At 68.1% G+C, this 17,323-nt stretch carries 13 protein-coding genes and 2 pseudogenes; 7 read left to right on the top strand and 8 right to left on the bottom strand.

The window, feature by feature from the left end:
- Positions 1-451 precede the first annotated feature (451 nt).
- The 5 genes from ABZ098_RS44635 to ABZ098_RS44655 all read left to right on the top strand — a co-directional run bounded on the left by ABZ098_RS44635 (position 452) and on the right by ABZ098_RS44655 (position 7,492).
- Entirely contained in the window at positions 452-727 is a 276-nt protein-coding gene (locus tag ABZ098_RS44635; RefSeq protein WP_356600795.1) for a hypothetical protein, read from the top strand.
- A gap of 319 nt (positions 728-1,046) precedes the next feature.
- Positions 1,047-3,716 carry a Helicase associated domain protein gene (locus ABZ098_RS44640; protein ID WP_356600797.1) on the top strand — a complete coding sequence of 890 codons (2,670 nt, stop codon included), beginning with the start codon at positions 1,047-1,049 and terminating at the stop codon, positions 3,714-3,716.
- A gap of 113 nt (positions 3,717-3,829) precedes the next feature.
- Positions 3,830-5,056 (top strand): ABC-three component system protein, encoded by a 1,227-nt coding sequence (locus ABZ098_RS44645; RefSeq protein WP_356600799.1) that lies wholly within the window; start codon positions 3,830-3,832, stop codon positions 5,054-5,056.
- Positions 5,043-5,525 carry a three component ABC system middle component gene (locus ABZ098_RS44650; RefSeq protein ID WP_356600801.1) on the top strand — a complete coding sequence of 161 codons (483 nt, stop codon included), beginning with the start codon at positions 5,043-5,045 and terminating at the stop codon, positions 5,523-5,525. Before ABZ098_RS44645 ends, ABZ098_RS44650 begins: the two co-directional genes overlap by 14 nt.
- Positions 5,522-7,492, top strand: coding sequence for a DUF3732 domain-containing protein (locus ABZ098_RS44655; protein ID WP_356600803.1), 1,971 nt, complete (start codon positions 5,522-5,524; stop codon positions 7,490-7,492). The genes ABZ098_RS44650 and ABZ098_RS44655 overlap by 4 nt, the downstream gene beginning before the upstream one ends.
- Positions 7,493-8,319: 827 nt before the next feature.
- On the opposite strand, the gene ABZ098_RS44660 is transcribed toward ABZ098_RS44655, so the two are convergent.
- On the bottom strand, positions 8,320-8,784 hold the full coding sequence (locus ABZ098_RS44660) for a hypothetical protein (protein ID WP_356600805.1): 465 nt from the start codon (positions 8,782-8,784) through the stop codon (positions 8,320-8,322).
- A 334-nt stretch (positions 8,785-9,118) separates the two neighbouring features.
- Between ABZ098_RS44660 and ABZ098_RS44665 the strand changes: the two genes are divergently transcribed.
- Positions 9,119-9,313, top strand: coding sequence for a ubiquitin-like domain-containing protein (locus ABZ098_RS44665; protein WP_356600807.1), 195 nt, complete (start codon positions 9,119-9,121; stop codon positions 9,311-9,313).
- Between the two features lie 51 nt (positions 9,314-9,364).
- On the opposite strand, the gene ABZ098_RS44670 is transcribed toward ABZ098_RS44665, so the two are convergent.
- Both ABZ098_RS44670 and ABZ098_RS44675 read right to left on the bottom strand, forming a co-directional pair.
- Entirely contained in the window at positions 9,365-9,811 is a 447-nt protein-coding gene (locus ABZ098_RS44670) for a DUF4913 domain-containing protein (RefSeq protein WP_356600808.1), read from the bottom strand.
- A 963-nt stretch (positions 9,812-10,774) separates the two neighbouring features.
- Complete coding sequence (locus tag ABZ098_RS44675) at positions 10,775-12,787, bottom strand: ATP-binding protein (RefSeq protein ID WP_356600810.1); 2,013 nt, start codon at positions 12,785-12,787, stop codon at positions 10,775-10,777.
- 231 nt (positions 12,788-13,018) lie between these two features.
- Between ABZ098_RS44675 and ABZ098_RS44680 the strand changes: the two genes are divergently transcribed.
- Positions 13,019-13,405: a hypothetical protein gene (locus ABZ098_RS44680; protein ID WP_356600812.1), complete on the top strand. Its 387-nt coding sequence runs from the start codon at positions 13,019-13,021 to the stop codon at positions 13,403-13,405.
- A 420-nt stretch (positions 13,406-13,825) separates the two neighbouring features.
- On the opposite strand, the pseudogene ABZ098_RS44685 reads toward ABZ098_RS44680, so the two are convergent.
- From ABZ098_RS44685 to ABZ098_RS44705, 5 genes and pseudogenes are all read right to left on the bottom strand, one after another.
- A pseudogene (locus ABZ098_RS44685) lies at positions 13,826-14,089 on the bottom strand (hypothetical protein); the annotation flags it as partial.
- 131 nt (positions 14,090-14,220) lie between these two features.
- The gene (locus tag ABZ098_RS44690) at positions 14,221-14,649 is read right to left on the bottom strand and encodes a hypothetical protein (RefSeq protein WP_356600818.1); all 429 of its coding nucleotides are present in this window, start codon (positions 14,647-14,649) and stop codon (positions 14,221-14,223) included.
- A gap of 324 nt (positions 14,650-14,973) precedes the next feature.
- Positions 14,974-15,200 (bottom strand): annotated as a pseudogene (locus ABZ098_RS44695) (hypothetical protein); the annotation flags it as partial.
- 94 nt (positions 15,201-15,294) lie between these two features.
- On the bottom strand, positions 15,295-16,263 hold the full coding sequence (locus ABZ098_RS44700; protein ID WP_356600814.1) for a replication-relaxation family protein: 969 nt from the start codon (positions 16,261-16,263) through the stop codon (positions 15,295-15,297).
- Between the two features lie 330 nt (positions 16,264-16,593).
- Positions 16,594-17,133, bottom strand: coding sequence for a hypothetical protein (locus tag ABZ098_RS44705; RefSeq protein ID WP_356600816.1), 540 nt, complete (start codon positions 17,131-17,133; stop codon positions 16,594-16,596).
- Positions 17,134-17,323: the final 190 nt, after the last annotated feature.

The raw sequence follows: 17,323 nt of genomic DNA on the forward strand, positions 1-17,323 counted from the left end.
CCTAATAGCCATACCGGCGATAGTAGCCGATGCACAAGGACCTTGGAAAGTCTGTCGCAGCCATTCGAGATAAGTGTGCCATTGAAAGCCCGAGTGCGCCACCCGCACCACCTTGCTTGCTGCGCAAGCAAGGTGACGGTCCGTCCGCTGCGCTCCCGGACCGGCGGGACCCTGTCCCGCTACCAGGCTTCCGCTTCGCTCCAGCCTGGCCGGCGGGTCCGCTGCGCTCCCCCGCCTGACGGTCCTTCCGGCTGCGCCTCCAGAACCGTTAGGGCCCGCTGGCGCGGGCCGAGCTGACTACCGGGGTAGGGGTGCTTGTTCGTGTCGGGTTCCAGTGTAGCGGGTGCATCAGGTTGATTCAGAATGTACTATTGGCGAAACTAGGAGACACCCTGTAGGCCTTGAAGGTGCTCGTATTCCGAAGCCAGGGCATCTAGGGCATAATTCAGGCATGGATTTTCGAATCGAGTGGCCTGCGCCCATGGACGAGTCTGACTGGGCGATGCAGGAGATGAAGGGCTGGATCGGTGGCGTGACCGTCGTGTGGGACGGTGGCACCCGCGTCTTCGAGGTCTACGACCCCGTTCGACTTGCGCAGACAGTAGCTTTGGAGATCGAGCAGATCGGGCGCTTCATGGCTAGGGACCTGCTGGTGGTCTCAAGCGTTACACGCGAGAACATCGAAACAGTCATATCGGCGATCGCGGACGGGGGCTTTCGCGCTTAGATACGCGCAGTGAGACGGCGCCGAAGCCGTCGTCTCACTGGCCCTGTCCGGGAAGCCCGGGCCAAGCCAATTGGCCTCGGTACCGTCCCCCCTTCACCCGGCTGCGTGCAGCGCAGCAGTCCTCGCGGGGCGGGCAGCTCGGTACAGGCGCCGACAGCCGGTCTGTCGTCAATACCGATTTCCCCAGGGCGGCGCGGATGCAGGCTATGGGTGGTGCCAGCTCTCCCCATAAAGGTGTGTAGAGCTTTCGGGAGGTGAGAGAATCGTTGACGCAAATTCGAGAGGCGTGGCTCTCTAGCACAGACAAAAGGGGTGGGGAATGAGCAGGATTTCACTCAAGGAACATCAGATCAGCCAGAGGTTGGCTTTCCGTAACTGGGTCGGATTCCCTGCAAGATCATCTGTTCCCCCGCGGGGTGCCCGGGGCACGATCGTGTCAGCGACCGGCTCGGGCAAGACGATCACGGCCGCCGCGTGCGCGCTGGAGTCGTTCGCGGACGGCCGGATCCTCGTGACCGTGCCGACCCTGGACCTGCTCGCGCAGACTGCCCAGGCGTGGCGGCTGGTGGGTCACCGGGCTCCGATGGTCGCGGTGTGCTCGCTGGAGAACGACTCGGTGCTGAACGCGCTGGGCGTGCGGACCACCACCAACCCGATCCAACTCGCCCTGTGGGCCGGGTCCGGGCCCGTGGTCGTGTTCGCCACGTACGCCTCTCTTGTGGACCGCGAGGACTACGACACACCTGTCGGCCACGGGAAGGTTCGCGGGCCGCTGGAGGCCGCTCTGGCGGGCGGGGAGCGACTCTACGGCCAGCAGATGGCCCCGTTCGACCTCGCGATCGTGGATGAGGCCCACGGAACCGCTGGTGATCTTGGGCGGCCGTGGGCGGCGATCCACGACAACCAGCGGATCCCGGCGGACTTCCGGCTCTACCTCACCGCCACCCCGCGCATCCTCGCCGCGGCCCGGCCGCAGAAGGGCGCGGAGGGCCAGGAGGCGGAGATCGCGACCATGGCTGATGACCCGGAGGGCACGTACGGCGCGTGGCTCGCCGAGCTCGGGCTCTCGGAGGCGATCGAGCGGGAGATCCTGGCCGGCTTCGAGATCGACGTCCTAGAGATCCGCGACCCCTCCCCCGTCCTCGGGGAGTCGGAGGAGGCGCGACGGGGCCGGCGTCTGGCGCTGCTGCAGACCGCGCTCCTGGAGCACGCCGCCGCGTGGAATCTGCGCACCGTCATGACGTTCCACCAGAAGGTGGAGGAAGCTGCCGCGTTCGCGGAGAAGCTGCCCGAGACGGCAGCCGAGCTGTACATGAACGACGCCTCGGATGAGGACCTGGCCGCTGCGGACCGGCTCCCCGCGTCGTCGATCGACGCGGAGTTCTACGAACTCGAGGCCGGCCGCCACGTACCTCCGGACCGGATGTGGTCGGCGTGGCTGTGCGGCGACCACCTCGTCAGCGAGCGGCGCGAGGTCCTGCGGCAGTTCGCCAACGGCATCGACGCGGCCGGCCGCCGGGTCCACCGCGCCTTCCTTGCCAGCGTTCGCGTGCTCGGGGAAGGCGTCGACATCACCGGCGAGCGGGGCGTGGAAGCCGTCTGCTTCGCTGACACCCGCGGCTCCCAGGTGGAGATCGTGCAGAACATCGGCCGCGCGCTCCGCCTCAACAGGGACGGCTCCACCAAGGTCGCACGGATCATCGTGCCGGTGTTCCTGGAGCCGAACGAGGACCCGACAGACATGGTCGCCAGTGCCAGCTTCCGCCCCCTTGTAGCGGTCCTTCAGGGCCTGCGCTCGCATGACGAACGTCTGGTCGAGCAGCTCGCCTCCCGCGCGCTCACCAGCGGCAAGCGCAAGGTCCACATCCAGCGTGACGAGGACGGCCGGATCGTCGGGGCCGGCGGCGAGGGCGAGGACCAGGAGCAGGACGACACCGACGCCGCTGCCGAGTCCGCGCTGCTCCACTTCTCCAGCCCGCGCGACGCGGCGACCATCGCCGCGTTCCTGCGCACCCGGGTCTACCGGCCGGAGTCCCTGGTGTGGCTGGCGGGCTACCAGGCCCTGCTGCGATGGCGGGCGGAGAACCAGATCACCGGCGTCCACGCCGTCCCGTACGACGTGGAGGTCGAGGTCGGCGTCACGAAGGACTTCCCCCTCGGGCGATGGGTCCACCAGCAGCGGAAGGCGCTGCGGGCCGGGGAGCTGGAGGAGCGGCGCAAAACGCTGCTGGACGCGCCGGAGGCCGGGATGCTCTGGGAACCGGGCGAAGAGGCGTGGGAGGCCAAGCTGGCCGCGCTCCGCTCGTACCGGCGGGCAACCGGGCATCTCGCGCCGCGTCAGGACGCGGTGTGGGGTGAAGGCGAGGCGATGGTGCCGGTCGGGCAGCACATGGCCAATCTCCGTCGCAAGGGCCAGAAGAACGGCCTGGGCAAGGACCCGGAACGGGCCGCCGCGCGCGCGGCACAGCTGACGGCGATCGACCCGGACTGGGACTGCCCGTGGCCGCTGGACTGGCAACGCCACTACCGCGTCCTCGCCGACCTCGTCGACGCCAACGGCCACCTGCCCGACATCGCACCCGGCGTGCTGATGGACGGCGACGACATCGGCAAGTGGCTCCAACAGCAGAAGCAGCCGGGCACTTGGGCGCGGCTCCTTCCCGAGCAGCAGGAGCGGCTGACCGTGTTGGGCGTCAAGCCGCTCGAGGCGCCGTCTCCCGCCCCGGCCGCCAAGGGGGCGACGAACAGCCAGAGCAAGGCACAGCAAGCGTTCCAGCGGGGCCTGGCGGCCCTCACGCAATGGGTCGAACGGGAAGGTACCCACCGACCGGTGCCAAGGGGCCACAGCGAAGAGATCGCGGTCGACGGCGAGGCGGAGCCGGTGACTGTGAAACTGGGTGTGTGGGTCTCCAACACCCGCGCAAGGCGAGACCGGCTGGACGCCGACCAGCGGAACGCGCTGCGGGAACTCGGAGTGGAGTGGGCCTGATGGCGAACGAGGAAGCGGGCCACAGTTCGACAAGTTCAGTACTCCGCGTTTTACCTGTGACGCGGCCATGGAATGATCGATGCACTCGGTAACCAAGGGGAGGCGGTGGGTGCATGACCAGCCCGGAGAATCCCTTCGAGGCATCGGCGTCAGCGCTCGGGTACCTCTACCAGCTCCGCGTGGCCCTCCAGCGATGCGTGGAGCTGTCCAGGGGCGGGATCGAGTGGAGTGTGGCGATTGAGGCAACGGACGATGTCCAGGCTCTCATCGGGTCGCACACCGAACTGACCCAGTTGAAGAAGCGGGCAGACAACGTCAGGCTGACCGACCTCTCGCCGGACCTGTGGAAGACAATCAGGGTCTGGTCACACGCCGTCGCCGAAGGGCACATCGACCTTGCCGAGACAAGCTTCTACCTGATTACCACCGCGGAGCTGCCGGACGACAGCGCGGGGTTCCTCCTGCAGCCCAAGGCTAGCGGGCACCGTGACGAGCAGGCTGCCGAGGCCCTCCTCATCCAGGCGCGGCAGTCCTCGAAGAGTACGACGTTGGCCAAGGCCTTCGAGGCGTTCGACGCGCTCGGGGCGCAGCGCCGGGCCGAGCTCATCAGCCGGGTCGAGGTCATCGGTGACGCGCCGGGGATGGACTCAATCAGGGAGGACCTGCTTGGCTACGCGAGCCTGGCCGTCGAGCGCCGGTACGCCGAGTCCTTTCTTCAGCGTCTTGAGGGCTGGTTCTTCGAGCGGGCGTCCGTCCAGATGAGTTTCCCGGGGTCGGATCCGGTGACCGGCGCCGAGTTCGACGAGTTGTTCAACGATCTGCGCAATCAGATCGGTGAGCACAATCTGCCGATCGACCCTGATATCGCCGCGCTCACGGCTGCGGCCCCGGCCGCTGCGGATGCCGCCGACAAGGTGTTCGTCCATCAACTCCGGCTCATCGACGTGGGCGCGGAGCGGATTGGCTACGCGGTTCGGGACTGGGTGAGGGCCTTCGCTCAGCGCTCCCGCTGGGCGAACGAGAACCTGCTGCGTGCCGGCGAGATCGGCGCGTATGAGCGCCGGCTCGTGGAGGAGTGGCAGTCGCGCTTCGCCGAGATGCGTGAAGACCTCGGCGATGAAGCCACCGAAGAAGAGATGAAGCGTGAGGCCAAGCTGATCTACAGGTGGGTCGACCGGGAGGCCCGGCTTCGCATCCGCACCGGCTGTGAAGAGGTGTTCGTCGTCAAGGGGTCGTACCAGATGCTCGCGGACGAGCTGCGGGTCGGGTGGCATCCGGACTTCAGCGCGCGGCTGGCGGCTCTGCTGGAGCCGGCGGGAGCCGCTGATGGCCGAGCGTGACCTCAGCCGCGAGGAGCGCGCCCTGTTCAACCCGGCCTTCACAGCACTCGTGTGCGTCCGGGCTGTGCAGGGCTACGAGAAGCAGTACCGCTCCGTCTGCCCGCTTCCAGTCGCAGTGGCCGCCGCGGTCATGGCTCTCCAGCCGTCCATCCGGACGGCGCTGCCCGCCACCATCCGCACCGGGCTGATGAACTGGCTCGACGAGAACGAGGCCGTGCGCGTGGCCATGGGTCTCAACGCCGCCGCCCTCGCCGCCGTTGTGCGACCAGGCCTGCTCTTCGCCCTTCAGAGCGATGTGCTCAGGCTTCAAGGCTCCGGGCTGACGGTGAAGCCACGGGCCGTGACGGCCCTCAAGGACGGCCCCGAACAGAACACCGCCATCCAGAAAGCCGCCCACCAACTCGGGCGCTGGCTGCCCAGCACCGGCAGCATCAGCACCGTCCTGACGCTCCTGGGAGTCCAAGCGTGACCTTTCAGATCCAAGCGGTCACCGTCTACGGCAAGCAGCCCGGGCAGGTCCGCACGGTCCCGTTCCACACCGGCACCCTGAATATCGTCACGGGCGACTCCCGGCGCGGGAAGAGTGCGCTGCTGACGATCATCGACTACTGCCTGGCCAGCTCCGACTACCCCGTCAAGGCCGGCAAGGTCCGCAAGTACGTGGGCGCCTACGCCGTCACCCTGGCGAAGCCCGGCCAGCAGCTCTTCGTCGCCCGCCGCGCCCCGGAGCCGGGGAACGCCGTGAGCACCGTGCTGTGTGTCCTGTCCCAGGCCCCAGAGACCCCGCCTCCCCCGCTGGAGGAACTGACCTTCGCGACGCCCCTGGACACCGCCAAGGACATCCTCAGCGACTTCTGCGGCATCGACCGCACCGTCAAGGTACCCGCGGTAGCCCGCGCCCAGACCATCGCTCCATCGATCCGCCACGCGCTGTATTTCTGCTTCCAGGCGCAGAACGAGGTCGCCAACCCCGACCTGCTGTTCCACTCCCAAGGTGAGGAGTGGCGGCCGAACACCATCCGGGGTGTAATCCCATACTTCCTTGGCGCTGTCGACCCCGAACAGGCAGCGCTGCGCAACAGGCTGCAGCTCCTGCGCCGGGACCTTTCCGACCTTGAAGCCAAACTCACCCAGGCCCGCGACCTCGGCCCAGCGTCGGGCCAGGCCCGAGCACTGCTCACCGAGGCGGTCGAGGCAGGGCTTCTACCGCACCGCGACAGCGAGCCGACGTCCGAGGAGGTCCTTGGCCTTCTACGGTTGGCCTTGGAAGGCAGCATCCGGCTAGAGCTGGAGTCCCGCCCGGACAACGACGGCGACCCGTTGGCCGCCGCCATCGGCCGACGCGCCCAACTCCGACGCGCCGTCGGGCAGTCCCGGGCCCGCATCGCCGACCTCAAGCGCGCGGTCGAGGAGAATGACGACTTCGCGGGCGAGGCAAGAGAGCAGCGCCGGCGTCTCGCGTCTCTCGGGTTGATGCGACTGTCCCCGGACACCTCCCAGGCCGCCCAGTGCCCGGTGTGCGAAAGCCCGATCGCCTCGGCCAACACCACGGTGGCAACGATCATGAACGACCTCGAACGCCTCGACGGCGATCTGCAGGTGATCGGCAGCGACACACCCGCCCTGCAAAGCCAGATGGCCCTGGAGGAGGAGCAGTTGCAGCAACTGCGCGCGGCGCTCTCCCGCAGCCAGGACGAGATCAACGAGATCAGCGCCGGGCTGCGCGCGCTGCAGCAGGAACCGGACCAGTCACAGCGGGCCGCCCATGTGCGCGGCCGTATCAGCCTTTACCTCGACACCACCGCCCAGCATGTGAGTGCCCCGCAGGTAGAAGACCGCCGCGACGATCTCCAGCAGCAGATCGCTGAGCTGGAAGAGCTCCTGAGCGACGACACCCAGAGCGACCGGCTCACCAGTTACCTGTCCTTGATCAGCCAGAACATCCGCACCAAGGCTGCCGCGCTGGAGCTCGACCACTCGGACGCGCCCATCCGCCTCGACGTCAACCGGCTGACTGTCGTCGCCGACACGGCCGACGGTCCCGTCCGGCTCGCCGACATGGGCAGCGCTGAGAACCACCTGGGCTACCACGTCGCCACGCTGCTGAGCCTGCACGAGTGGTTCAGCGAGCACCGAGGACCCGTCCCGCGGTTGCTGATCCTCGACCAGCCGTCCCAGGTGTACTTCCCGCCCGACTACACCGGCGAGCCCACCCCCCAGGGGACCGACCTCAGCCACCTGCTGAACGTCTACCAGACCATCCACGACACCGTCCAGGCACTCGACGGTGCGCTCCAGGTCATCGTCGTCGAGCACGCTGACCTGGCCGACCCGCTCTTCCGTGACCACGTCGTCGAACGCTGGCGCTACAGCAACAACCAGGCCCTCGTCCCACCAGAGTGGATCACCGAGATGACCGACGACGAAGACGAATAATTCTGCAGCCTGCCTTCTGCAGATTCCGCTCCGGCCCTGATGAGGCACTGCTCCATGAACTGCCCTGGCCGCCCCGGCCCGGCGGCGCAGGTCACCGGTGTCGTCTCATTTCTCGTCATCGGCGGCGTACTCGCCGTGACCGGCATGCCCGGTCGGCGACGTCCTCGCCCTCGTGTGCGGCTGCGGCGTGACCGGCGCCGTGTGCGTCGTCGGGTGCGTCCGCCTCACCGGCAGTCCCCTGGCCGGCCGTCTCGCCGGTGTACTCGCGGCCGCCGTCCGTGTGGCACAGGAGCCCCGGCCGCGACCATAGCGGCCGGCAGACCGCGCACCCCGGACCGAACTGGCCCGGCTTACAAGCCTGTCGGCGCCCACCTCCCGCCCGTGCATCGGGGCCGGTGTCGAGCGAAGAGAACGTGATCGCCTACGCCGAGGGGATTGCAACGAGGCGATCTCCTGGCCGCGCTCGCCGCTGCCTACGAGAAGGACGGCGCTCCACCGCTGCGGACCCTCCAGCGCCGGGCCGGGCGTGCCGACGCCGACGTGTTCGTCCTCCGGCTCGCCAATGCCTCCCGCATCGTCAACCGCGTACGCCTGCCGCCGGCCAGTGCCAGTACACGCCTTCCTCACCGGCCACATCCCCGGGCACGCCTTCGGCTCCTTGGCGCGAGGCATGGCACCGCGCCCGCGGCACACACTCCGCCGTCGCGGTGGGCAGGGCCACGCCGTCGTCGACGTCCGTCGTGGCGGTGCTGCCGTGGCCGCTATGGCTGGGCGGCAACGGCGGGCCGCCGAAAGAGGTTCCACCCGCGATCTTCGGTGACGGAGCCTCAGCCCCGCGCTAGCGAGGCCCGAATGGCAGCCATGAGCTTCTGGCGGGCCTCCCGGAAGGCGCGTCGTACCTGCGCACACTCAGGATCGTCGCGTAGATGGCCTGCGACCACCGCGTCCCGGTAGAGGAGCAGTTGGTAGGCAGCGTCTCCAGCCAACTGGGCGACCTCCGGCGTGACCAGTAGCTCCACTTGGTACTGCTTCGCGTGCACGCCGTGGGCCAGGATGCTAGCGCGAGCAAGCTGGGCCCGTTCATCCACTGGTAGGTGCCCCGAGCGGCTGGCATCACTTATGGCCTCGCGCGCTTCGGTCAGCGCCTCAAGGAACTGGCCGGACACCGTGCGCAAGGTCTCCCTGTCGCGCTCGCTGGTGTCCCGTCGCCACCGCACTCGGTCTGTGGCGAGCGTGCTGCCCACCCCGATGACCGCACCCACCACCGTGGCGACTAGCGACGTCCATTCCATGACTTGTGAGACTACGAGTCCACCGACTCTGTCGGCCAGATGGCCCCCTGATCTTCCAGCCCCATCAATGCGTTGCTCTCGCCCCGGCGAACCGCCAACCGCCATGACCGCGCCGGCACACGACGCACTGGCCTACACCTCCAGCACACTGCCCGGCACGACTTGCCGCCGTGTTTCGCCCCTGACCGCTCCCCGCTCGACCTGGGCCGCCTGGAGTCCGCACGGCGTCCTCGGTCAGTAGCGAATGCCGCCCGTGACGGCGTGGGGCACCTGTTTCACGGTGCCTGAGCAGTGGAAGGGCTGAGCGGTGCTTCTTCGCTTTTTGGAGGACTTCATGCCAGAAGAATTCGAAGACGTCCCTGAGCCGTACGAGGACACCGTCGACGAGCCCGTCGATGAGACCGGGGTTGACCCCAAGGACATCGAATTGGTTATGGCGCAGACTGGTGCGTCAAGAGCGAAGGCAGTCAAGGCCTTGAAAGAGAGCGGCGGCGACCTCATCAACGCGATCATGACGGCCGGCAAATAGTCGGCGAACCGCACCGCCCCCGATCGGTGTGCTAGCCGACCATGATCGTTCTCAGTGCCAACCGCTGTACCGATGTTCCCCGAGGCCGGTGACCGGGTTCAAGCAGCGGCGCGGCCGGGGGCCCTGCTGGCCGGTCAGCTCCTGCCAGGCCAGCCAACATGCGCGCAGTCGAGCGACGGCGACCGGGTGCTCGAACCCTACGTGGCACCAGCGGGCGTCCGCGCTGGGCTCGGCGAGGTATCCGGGCACGAGGACGCCTTCGCCCCACTCGATCAGCGCCCCGTAGTTCCTCGTCGTACTCGGGCGAGTCCAGCAGCAGGATGAACGGCGGGGACGCCCACTCCACCCTCGGTTGCTTCGTCGTCCTCCCCGGTCTCCGTCGTCGGGCTCCGGATCGTTGCCGGCGCCGTCGGCTTGGTGTCCGTCGGCATCGGTGAGGGCCTTCACCTGGTCGGTATGCGCGTCTTCGGTCAGCCGGCCCACACGGCCGAACGGCATCCGCCTTTCCTGCCGCCACCCCCGACGATCTGGAACCGCCCACCCCACCCATCAAAACCGCACGCACACAGGCAGGTTCCGAGCGTTCGGGCCCACGGAATCCGCGAACCGTTCGCTTTCGCGTTCGACGTCCTGCGGCTGTCCGGGACGGATACGGCCTCCTGGCCGTATCGGCGGCGCAGGGCCTCGCTGGAGTCCGTGTTCACCGCCCGTCGCCTGGTCGGTGCCGTGGGCTCTGTGTCCGTCGACCACCGAGGCCGACGTCGTGCGCGAGTGGCTGACGTGGGCGTCGGTCGGGATGGAGGGAGTGGTCTTCAAGAGACTGGACGACGCCTACCGCCCGTCGGCGAGGGGCTGGCAGAAATACAAGGTCCGCGAGACGAGCGAGGCGGTCGTCGGCGCGATCACCGGCTCTCTGGCCGCTCCCCGCACGCTGCTGCTCGGCAGATACGACGACGGGGGACGCTTTCAGTACGTCGGGCGCACCACCACCCTCGCCCAGGCGGCAGGTGCCGCGGTGGCCGGCCTGCTTACTCCGGGGCGGCGCGGTCATCCGTGGACAGGCTGGTCATTCTCCGCCGGGTGGGGCAGCCAGGAAACGCTGAACGTCACGCTGGTGGAACCCGAGCTGGTGGTGGAAGTCGGCATCGACGTCGCCCGCGACGCTGCCCGGCCGGTGGCGCCACCCCGCACGCTGGCACCGCGCTCGCCCCGACCTCTCCCCCACCGACGTCCCTCGCTGGACGTCGCCGCCGCACTGACGGCGCACGGCGCGGAGGCCCGCCGACTCGCAACACAGGCGAGCACGCCCCGATCCCCCGGCCGTTTCCGCGCCGTCCATCCCGCCCTCCTTCATCCTCAACTCCAACCAGGGCATGGGGAAAGGGGTGGCAACGACGACGCAAGTCCTCATGGTCGTCTCCGTGGTCGGGCAGGGAGGGGCCTTGGGGGCCAGTCCTCCGCTCAGACAGCGGGATTGTGGGCTGCCCCAGAGCGCGGCGTGGGAAGTGTGGTCGGCTCGCGCAGCTGGTCCGGGAGCAGGTCCCCATGGCGGTGCCGGAGGTAGGCCAGGGCCTGTTCCAGAGAGGGGTTGTGGTCGATGCCCTTCTTGACGAACTCCAGCCGCTGCTTGGCTTCTCGCAGGATCTCGGACCACGTGCGCACCCAGACCCGGACACCGGCATGCTCGTATTGGGTGGGTTCGAGGTACAGGCCCTCTGGCTTGTTGGCCTGGCGGAGAGCCGGCTTCAACCTGTCCTTGACCGAACGGACGACAAGGTAGAAATCCCAGGTCGTTTCGACGTTGGCGAAGCGCGGCTCGTTGAGGACGGCCTGCATGTAGTCATCGACTTGGAGAGCCTGCTCACGGTCGGCATCGACGGCGGGTGCCTTGAGCTCGATCACAAGGTGCCGGACGCGATCGTGCTCGTGGCTTTCGGCGGAGAGCATGAGGTCGACTCGCCGGGTGCCGCCGTCGACAGCGCGGACGGGTCCGTCCGGGGGCGGGTCCCAACCGACAGTGCGCCGGTGGTGTTCCAGCATGCGGGTCAGGCCGATCTCGCTGCTGCGCATCATGTTGAACTCTTCGCCGAACACCCACAGCTCGCGTTCGAGGATCTTGTGCAGGTGGTCGCGTTCCTTGACCACGCCGTAGGTGTCCACGTCGAAGACCAGGTGCTCGAGGGCGGTCAGGAACTGCAGCCGTGAAGTGACGATGGACGATGCGCGGATGATGTTGGACAGGCTGGTCTGCTGGAGGAGACCGTGCAGGTGGCTGACATCGTCACCTCCCAGACTCAGCACCTTCTCCAGGATCTCCACCATCTCGTCAGGGTTATGGCGGAGGGAGTTCTGCAGCAGGGACAGCGTGAGCCGCTTCTTCGTCCTGTCGCCTGTGATGTGACGGTTGATGGAGGTGGCGACCAAGTCGAACGTCGCCTGTTCGGCACGGGCCTGGTCACCCTCGGCCCGGCGCGGATAGGGATAGACGCCTTCCTCTATCCACCGCTCCACGAGCTGGCGGCGCTGCCGCCGGCGCCGTTCTTCGAGCCGGGTACTGATCCAGTCGCGGGCAGTCCGCAACAGGGGCGCCAGGGGCGTGTCACCACCTAACGTGATCAGCGGAATTTCGTTGCGGTGCCGGGGCATCGGCTCCCACAGCACGTAGGCGGTGTAGGAGAAGTCAGCGTGTTCGGCAGAGACATCGAGGCTCTCCACAGGGGCGCTGGCGGCGTCGCACAGAGCAATGGTGCGCTCCGCGCCCGTGCGCCAGTGGATCAGCCGGATATGGAAGGGATGCGTCTGGTCCTCGTAGTCGAAGTTGAGGTCCTCGGATTCCTCGGCCTGGATCTGGGTCTGCGGGTCAATGCGCTGACCGTCGTAGGTGACCCGGACATCGGTCCAAGTCAGAAGATAGGGCGCAAGGGCCGCCGTGATCTGGGTGGCGGCTTTGGGTTCCAGGAGCTTGTTGAGGTGGGTGGCCTGCTTTCCCCAGAGCTCAACCTTCGTGCCCGGGTGGTCCGTGTCAGGTGCTGGCTGCGTGTCGATGCGCCACGTCGTCCGCCGGCTGATCTCCGACTCGATCGTGGTGCGCATCAGCTGGCCGTCCACTGCGCGGGCCGTGCTCGTCCAGCACGTCGCATCGCCCAGAGCGAAGGCTCGCAGGCGTCCGCGGCCGGCCTTTCCATGGAGCGGACGCTGCAGTCGGTCGGTTGTGCCGCCCACCCGCTTGTCGGAATTGCCGACCTGCTTGAAGGCAGTCCGCGCCTTCTCCGGAGTGATGCCGTCGCCGTTGTCGGCAACGACGATCTTGTCTACGCCGGTGGTGCCAGACCGCTCGATGGTCACGTCGACATTGGTGGCGTCGGCGTCGAGGGAGTTCCACACCAGCTCCAAGACAGCCTTGACGGCTTCTCGCTCATGCGAGAGCTGACGCACCAGGTCGTCCCCGGCTTCCAGAAGTACGTGATCCGCCATAACAGCGCATCCTTCAACAGGCCGGAACAGATTGTCTATTCCGCATCAACGCCCCGTAACCCCTCCCGGCGCTCTGCGGCTTGGCGGTACAACCGTTTGGTGACGGCGGCTGTCGACTATCCGCCCCGATCAGCCGCGCCGAAAGATCTCACATGACCATCCCGCCTCCCGCCGACATACCCCAGCTCGAGGCCGCAAATTCCTCCCGGCACGGCCGAACTGCTTGAAGGGATGAGCGAGGAGCAGGCAGCTTTGACTCTTGGCCTGGGCGTGCTCGTGCAGCGCGCTGCCGAAACCGAGTACATCCTGCACGGCCTGTACGCCCACCTCGGTGGCGTCGAACGGCCCTACACAGACAAGCCCCACGAGGCGGTAACGCACTTCATCACCAAGGCCAAGAACCGGCTGACTACCCCCGCCAACGAACGGATCTCGGCTCAGGCGCGTGCCGCCCTGCGGCACGATCTGGACCTGTGCACGGCCAGCTTCGAGGAGCGCAACCGGTACATCCACAGCTGCTGGGTGTACGACGACGATGTCCACGAGTGGCGCACCGTCAAAGGAACGAAGGGACTCAGCCGTCCAGAGATCGGCCTGGTGTCCAGTGAGGATGTCTAGGACCTGGCCGGCGAGTTCGCTCGTCTGCGAGACAAGCTCGTCGCCTGGGACGCCCACTTCTTCGGCACGCCTGGTGACGCGGACCTGAATGTGCCTCCCGCATCCTCGAAACGTCTGTGACTACCGATCCGGTGCGTGGCATGCAGGTGAACCCGCCGTCGCGCGGACCGCTCATGGTCACTGCCGTTTTTCCACGTTGTCGGGCCTGGCCAGCAGTGCGCTGATCTGCCGTGGTCGGCCTCTTGGTCGAGGTGTCCTCCGCCTTAGTCGGGGCTGCCGGACGCCTATACGCTGGTGTGGTCGGGGTCGGGGAGCTCCGACCCGGCCGCCGGCCAGCTGACCGAGGGCAGGTCGTAGTTGGCCGTGGGGGGTGAGCAGCGCGCTGACCTGCCGTGGTCTGGCTGATGGTCGGGGTTGCGGTCAGGGGGTGTCGCCGGAGTAGTACAGGCGGCAGCTGACACCCGGGCCGGGGGCGCGGGGCTCGCCGGGGCGCGGGTCGTACAGGGCCCGGCCGCCGGGGAACTGCCCGAGCTCGGTGGCCAGGGCCACCCCGTCGTCCGTCGTCGACTTCCTCGGTCCGCCATCCGTGGATGTCCAGCAGCAGGCCGTCCAGCGGTCCGCCGACCAGTTCGGCGTAGGTCCGGTGAGGAGCGGACCGGGGTGGGGGTCGTCGTGCTCCGCCCCTTCTCCGAACTACAAGCACGCGACTTAGGGCTCGCTGCCGCACACCGCTCGCACACGTGACAGTGCTCCGGACCATGGGGGATGTCCAGGGCACCACAGGCAAACTGCTCCGCCCTCGGAGACTCAGCCGCTCAGCGGTTGAGGAGCACCAGGTAACCCGGTCCCACGCCGTCCACTGTCGTTATGGCTGTGCTGGAGGTGACCCAGATGCTGGTCGGCTGCTGTCCTGCCGGGATCTGAAAGATCCCGTGTACCGGCCCCCGGCTGCCCGGGTTGAGCCCGAAGGTCGGCCCAACCTGTCCCTTGCTGTTGAAGTACTGCGCATAGTCCAAGGCGTAATCGGATTCCTTCTGCGACTGGGTATAGCGGGTGTCACCGACGTTCAGGCTCACCGTGCTGTCGGCGTTCCAGATCGCCTCGCTCTTGCCGACGTTGCGCGCGTCCATCGCCACAACGCAGAATTGTTTGCCGGCCTCGGGTGTGGGAGTGGGGGTGGGAGCCCCGACCGAATCGGCCGCATAGGCCATGACGGCGGTGTCCAGCGGCTTGCCGCAGGTCACGCTACGCACGGTGAACCGCCAACGCTCTTCGTTAGCGGTGTCCCTGAACGTGATCGTCGCGGTGAACGGCTCCCCTGTATGGACTGTGCCAAGCACCTCCGCCCCCGGCGGCGCTCCCTCAGGTGCGCTTGGGGCTGTTGGTGCGCTGGGGGCCGTCGGATTGGTTGGGGCTGTCGTTCTTTCCGAGGAAGCAGGGCCGGAGTTGTCGGAACAGGCTGCCATGACCAGCAGCAATACAGCCGCGGTAACGGTGCGGGACACCTTAAGACGCACGTCCATGCCTTCATGGCTCGCGCCGCTGCCACCAATACGCACACCAAGGCCGCGGACGTCGTACGGGGCGCGACCACCGGGCCACCGCGCTAGCTCAGTAGGCAGGGCGACGCCATCGTCGACTTCCTCCGGCCGCGACCCCGTGATGTCCAGCAGCAGTCCGTCGAGCGGGCCGCCTACGAGTGCGGCGTAGCCCGGTGTGGGAGCGGGCCGGGGTGGGGGTCGTCGTGCTCCGCGCCGTAGACCCGGCTGTTCAGCAGCTGCTCATCGCCGTTCATCCGTCCAGCCTCGCAGCCGCCACCGACAGCGCCCCGCGCGACGGCGGGCCCGGCACGGCCTCCGTTCATTCAGGCCGGGCCGGACCCGCCGTGCTCACCGTGCCTTCGGCAACGCCTCCAGAGAGCAGCGTTCCTCCCCCGCGTGACGGCCGGCCACGCGCCACACCGGCTCGTCGGGCCCGTGCTGGGTCAGTTGCGCCAGCGTCGTAGTCGCCACGGTGATCCCGTAGCCCACGCTGTGGACGTGCTGGGCTCGTTGGTGGAAAGCCACTTCCCGGGTGGCCGGGGCCGCGCGGCGCGGGGCAGGGGCGAAGACGAACAGCAGCGGTGGGAAGCCACGTTCGTCGAGGTGCGAACCGCTGTAGGTCTCCTGCCAGTGGGGGCGAGGGGGGCGGGCAGCGTTGCCGCGTCCTGTCGCCGGTGCGGTGCGGTAGGCGTCGTAGCGCTCCAGCTTGGCGATCAGGCGGGCGTAGGACATCGTGCGGTCGATCTCAACGAAAGCGCTTTGGCCGTTCGCCAGGAGGACGACGGCGTCGGGGACCAGAGAGCCGGCCGGAGTGGGGTGGGCGACCTCGAGGCGCCAGTCCGTGTGTTCAGCCGCCTGCGCCAGGTGGAAGGCGACGACGGTGTCGACCAGGGCGAGGCCGTGCTCGCGCAGGCCCGTCTTCGCGGCCGCGCGCTGCCCGGTGGTCCGTCCGGACGTCGTCGGGAGTTCACCGGACGCGGCGGCTTCAGCGAGACCGGCGGGGGTGCAGTACCAGTAACTCTGCTGGGCTCGGTGAGTCCGGCCGACCAGGGCGTCCGCGCGCAGGTTGCGCAGCGCGCGGCGGACGTAGTCGGTGCCCTGCTGGTCCGGCAGCAGCAGCGCCTTGAGCTGGCGGGGCGTGGCCAGGCGCAGCTGGGCGAGAGCCAGGAGGACCTCACCCCGGATCTCGGCACCCGCCCGGGCGGCGGGCTTCTGCGGCCCGGGCGCTATCTCCTGGGAGTTAAAGACAGAGGAGATAGAGGAGTTGCAATCGGCCGGAACGGGCCGACACGGGATCTGATCTGCGACAACCGTCAAACGGCGGCCGGAAGCTACGGGGCTGGGAGCAGGGCTTGTTGTGTGGCTCGCTGCGGGTCCGGCTGTCGCGGCGGTACTCGCCGGGGTCTGCGGCGTCGAAGGGGTCGGCGGAACGGGGGCGGTGGTCATCGGGGCCTCAGGTCTCCCCGGCCGTACACGGCCGGATCGGTGACAGGTCCGGCCCGCACGCACACGGCGTACGGGCCGGAGCCACCGTGTCCAAGCACCCCTTGTCCGCGGTCTGTTCACCCGGACTCGCGGTGTCCGTTTTGACCCTTGACCACCCCTTGACCGGACGGTTCGTCCGTGACCAGGCCCACAGAGGCGTGACTACCGGCCAGGCCCCGCCGTGCCGGACGACGGCGCCTCCTGGTCGCGCAGCGCTCGTGCCGCCTTCTCGCAGGCGCGGGCGAGGTGTTCGCGGAAGGGATAGATCTTGGGGTCGCCCGCGCTGCGCCGCAACGCGGCCAGCGCCTCAACCCACTCCACCGCGTCCTCGGGCAGCGTGTAAGGCTGGCCATTGAGGCGCTCTGCCGCGCGGGGCGCGAGCGGAATCTGGTCCGGATCCCGGAGCGTGACGGTGCGCACCACTGTCTCGGTGCGCTGCACGACCTCGCGCACCGGCTCGCGGCTCCGGCCCCCGTCACTCACCGGGCGTTCCGCGCGGTCCTGCGCACTGCGCACCTCCCAGGCCCGGCGGCGGTGCACAGAGCTGCAGAAGCGCGGCGGCCGGCCACGGCCGCTGTAGGCGACCGGTTCACCACACCACGCGCACGTGCGTTCCATGAGCTGCTCGCGCACGGAAAACGTCTCGTGGGCAGAGCCATGATCGGAATCGTTCTGCTCCCCCGCAGCGCCCATTTTCGTCACAAACGAAACTCTAGAGGCCTGCTGGGCCCAGGCATTCACCGGCTCCTGCGCGAGCGCTCATCGCTGGATGCGAAAGCGGCCGGCGTCCACGGACAACTAGGGTCCGTCTTCAAACGGATCTTGCCCAGAGCAGGAACGACGCGAGTGTGACCGCTGCTTCATAGGAGGCGGCGGTCTTCTCGTATCGGGT

Origin of the sequence: Streptomyces sp. NPDC006335 (genome assembly GCF_040612795.1) — a bacterium.
GTDB lineage: Bacteria > Actinomycetota > Actinomycetes > Streptomycetales > Streptomycetaceae > Streptomyces.

What these genes read in the sequence shown, in the direction of transcription:
- ABZ098_RS44675 (WP_356600810.1), bottom strand. Translation starts at nt 12,787, where the DNA reads ATGGCGGATCACGTACTTCTGGAAGCCGGGGACGACCTGGTGCGTCAG.
- ABZ098_RS44665 (WP_356600807.1), top strand. Translation starts at nt 9,119, where the DNA reads ATGCCAGAAGAATTCGAAGACGTCCCTGAGCCGTACGAGGACACCGTC.
- ABZ098_RS44670 (WP_356600808.1), bottom strand. Translation starts at nt 9,811, where the DNA reads ATGCCGTTCGGCCGTGTGGGCCGGCTGACCGAAGACGCGCATACCGAC.
- ABZ098_RS44650 (WP_356600801.1), top strand. Translation starts at nt 5,043, where the DNA reads ATGGCCGAGCGTGACCTCAGCCGCGAGGAGCGCGCCCTGTTCAACCCG.
- ABZ098_RS44635 (WP_356600795.1), top strand. Translation starts at nt 452, where the DNA reads ATGGATTTTCGAATCGAGTGGCCTGCGCCCATGGACGAGTCTGACTGG.
- ABZ098_RS44680 (WP_356600812.1), top strand. Translation starts at nt 13,019, where the DNA reads ATGAGCGAGGAGCAGGCAGCTTTGACTCTTGGCCTGGGCGTGCTCGTG.
- ABZ098_RS44640 (WP_356600797.1), top strand. Translation starts at nt 1,047, where the DNA reads ATGAGCAGGATTTCACTCAAGGAACATCAGATCAGCCAGAGGTTGGCT.
- ABZ098_RS44645 (WP_356600799.1), top strand. Translation starts at nt 3,830, where the DNA reads ATGACCAGCCCGGAGAATCCCTTCGAGGCATCGGCGTCAGCGCTCGGG.
- ABZ098_RS44660 (WP_356600805.1), bottom strand. Translation starts at nt 8,784, where the DNA reads ATGGAATGGACGTCGCTAGTCGCCACGGTGGTGGGTGCGGTCATCGGG.